The sequence below is a fragment of the Phenylobacterium sp. genome, from assembly GCF_036263695.1.
Taxonomy (GTDB): domain Bacteria; phylum Pseudomonadota; class Alphaproteobacteria; order Caulobacterales; family Caulobacteraceae; genus Phenylobacterium.
Genome location: NZ_DATAGM010000377.1, coordinates 1 through 2,126 on the forward strand (window position 1 = coordinate 1; position 2,126 = coordinate 2,126).

At 72.2% G+C, this 2,126-nt stretch carries 3 protein-coding genes; all 3 read right to left on the reverse strand.

The genetic code is table 11. The features are described 5' to 3' along the window. Positions 1–226: DUF1203 domain-containing protein (locus VHK87_RS15350; protein WP_329635764.1), on the reverse strand; the 226-nt coding region annotated here is incomplete at its 3' end. Between the two features lie 94 nt (positions 227–320). Next, positions 321–983 (reverse strand): phosphoribosylformylglycinamidine synthase subunit PurQ, encoded by a 663-nt coding sequence (purQ, locus tag VHK87_RS15355; RefSeq protein WP_329635765.1) that lies wholly within the window; start codon positions 981–983, stop codon positions 321–323. A gap of 69 nt (positions 984–1,052) precedes the next feature. Continuing rightward, on the reverse strand, positions 1,053–2,126 hold a 1,074-nt coding region (locus tag VHK87_RS15360), incomplete at its 5' end, for a putative 2OG-Fe(II) oxygenase (RefSeq protein WP_329635766.1).

The following is a 2,126-nucleotide window of genomic DNA, read 5'->3' on the forward strand; positions in this document are numbered from 1 at the left end:
AGATCGCGTAGGACGAGCGGTAGGGCGTCGGCGCACCATGGCTCTCGTGGTTCAGCAGCAGGACGCTCTCGCCGGGCTCGGCATCTTCAAGTGTGATGCGGCAGGGGAAGCGGCCCGCCTCGCCCACCGTCAGCCGGAGGACGCTCTCGCGCGCCAGCTCGTGGTCGGGGCGGCCGAACAGCGGCCGGAAGGGCTCGGCCGAGAGGCCGGAGACGACGTAATCCATGACAGGCTCCGTTGGGATGGAGCCCGAGGCTAGGCGGGGCGCGCCCGGCGCGAACTCCGCTTCCTGACGCCGAATTCGTGAGGGAGGTAGGAGCTCAGGCGCTCGCCAGGGCGCTCTGGAAAAGGATCGCGCCGTCGGCGGAGCCGAGCTCGGGTTCGAAGGCGCGGTCGGGGTGGGGCATCAGGCCGAGGACATTGCCCGCCTTGTTGATGATGCCAGCGATGGCTCTCGCCGAGCCGTTGGGGTTCTCCAGGTAGCGGAACACCACCTGGCCCTCGCCCTCCAGCCGGTCGAGGGTCTCGTCGTCGGCGAAGTAGTTGCCCTCGCCGTTGCCGATGGTCATCGCCACCTCGCGGCGGCCCTGGTAGCCGGCGGTGAAGCGCGTCTGGGCGTTGGTCACCTCGAGCGCGATGGGCTTGCAGACGTACTTCAGCTTCTCGTTGCGCAGCAGGGCGCCGGGCAGCAGGCCGACCTCGGTGAGCACCTGGAAGCCGTTGCAGATGCCGACGGTGGCCACGCCCCGCTCGGCGGCGGCCTTGACCTCCCCCATCACCGGCGAGAGCGCCGCCATCGCCCCGCAACGCAGGTAGTCGCCGTAGGAGAAGCCGCCCGGCAGCACGATCAGGTCCAGGCCCTTCGGCAGCTCGGTCTCGCCGTGCCAGACCATATCCACCTGGGCGCCCGTGGAGCGCTCGACGGCGACCTTGCAGTCGCGGTCGCAGTTGGATCCGGGGAAGACGATGACGGCGGCTTTCATGGCGCGGGCCCTTAGCACTGTTCGGCCGGGGAGGGGAGGCGCCGGAGGTGGCGCGCTAGCCCCTGCGGGTCAAGCGCTGGCGACGTCGAACGCGACGGTAAGCCGCTCGCCTTCGTCGAAGGGTAGGGTGCCGTGCCACATCAGAGAGGAGAACAGCGCGAGGCGCCCCGGCTTGGGCGCAATCAGGCGGATCGGCTCGAGCGGGAGGCCGAGCTCGGCTGGCGGCTGGCCGAAGGCGAGCCACCCGGCGTGGCTTTCCGCGCCCTCGCCGACGCCTTCGGGCACGGCGACGTAGAAGGCCGAGCTGATCCAGCCCTTCTCGTGCACGTGGTTGATGTGGAAGCCCTTGCCCGTCAGCCGCACCGACCAGGCGCCGGCGAAGCGGAACCGCTCGCGCGCCGGCCCGAGCAGCGGGTGGCGCGGATCGGGCGGGGGCAGGTGGTCGATGAACCGCCGGATCGCCTCGGAGAAGGCGGCCTTCAGCCGGGCGATGGCCGAATCGGCATGGGCGAACAGGTCGCCTTCCGTCTGGGAGCCGCCTCGCAGGGTCTGGTCCAGCGGATGGGACTTCGCGCGGTGCAGGCCGCGCAGCACCTCGGCGGTCTCGGCCAGCTCGGCGGCGGACAGCGGCAGGTCGTCGGCGGCGACCAGGCGCGGATCGCCTTCCAGCCAGCCCCAGCGGGGATCGTTCGTCAGCCGCCAGGCGGTGGCGAGATAGGGCCAGATGTTGCGGCGGCCTCCCTCCAGGGCCAGCGGCGCGCCGAACAGGGCCGCTTCGTCGGCCCGGGCGGCCTTGAGAAGGCGGCGCATGTTGACCAGCTGCAACTCGGGGTCGCGGGATAGGTCCACGGCGCGAAGGGCCGCTTCGGCGCGCTCGAGCTGGCCGGCGTCCGTCGCCGCGGCGGCTTCGTAGCGGGCGGTCTTCTCGCCGAGCGCCGGGCGCGCCTCGTGCAGCATCGCCAGCACCTGATCGGGGCGGCCGGCCTGCAGCAGGCTGCTGAACCAGGCGGCCCACAGGGCGGCGGGATTGGCGCTGCGGGGCAGGGCCCGGGCGTAGCCGGCGTCGAAGCCGTCGGTCTGACCGGCCTCGAAGCGCATCCGGGCGAGCGCGGCCTGGCCAGCGACCGCGTCGGGCTGGGCCTC

Coding starts and splice junctions, on each gene's coding strand:
- purQ (WP_329635765.1), bottom strand. CDS start 983: ATGAAAGCCGCCGTCATCGTCTTCCCCGGATCCAACTGCGACCGCGAC.